Source organism: Pseudomonas sp. HMSC066A08, from assembly GCF_001813025.1.
Classification (GTDB): domain Bacteria; phylum Pseudomonadota; class Gammaproteobacteria; order Pseudomonadales; family Pseudomonadaceae; genus Pseudomonas; species Pseudomonas aeruginosa.
In genome coordinates, this window is sequence record NZ_KV811397.1 from 1 (window position 1) to 469 (window position 469).

The window sequence follows — 469 nt, forward strand, 5'->3', positions numbered from 1 at the left end:
CCGTTCGCTTCCCCATTTGGTGCAAACCGTGGACGAGCTGCGCGAGCGCGGCGTAGCGTTCCGCTCGCTGACTGACGCGGGAATTGACACCGCGACCCGAAACGGCAAACTGCTGTTTAACCTGTTCGCCACGCTTGCCGAGTTCGAGCGTGACCTGATACGGGAACGAACCAAGGCCGGGTTGGCCACCGCAGCGGCCCGAGGCCGCCACGGCGGGCGCAGGCCGGTAGTAACACCGGCCAAGCTGGAAAGAGCGCGTAAGCTGATGGCCGACAAGGGGCTGACCGTCCGCGAGGCGGCCGCCGCTGTCAAAGTCGGCAAGACTGCCTTGTATGAGGCTTTGAAGGACGCCGGCGACGGCGACCGCACGGAGGGCGACGAATAGGGCGGCCGGTGGCCGGCTCCGTTCGTTGACCTGTTTGGGTGCCAGTGTATCGGCTGGGCGGAATTGCAACGCTTTCAGCGTCCG

General features: G+C 65.7%; 1 protein-coding gene. It reads left to right on the forward strand.

Features of this window, described 5'->3' with window-relative positions; all coding sequences use genetic code 11:
* Positions 1 to 385, forward strand: a 385-nt coding sequence (locus HMPREF2886_RS32445) for a recombinase family protein (RefSeq protein WP_168172041.1), incomplete at its 5' end; no start/stop codon positions are given.
* Positions 386 to 469: the final 84 nt, after the last annotated feature.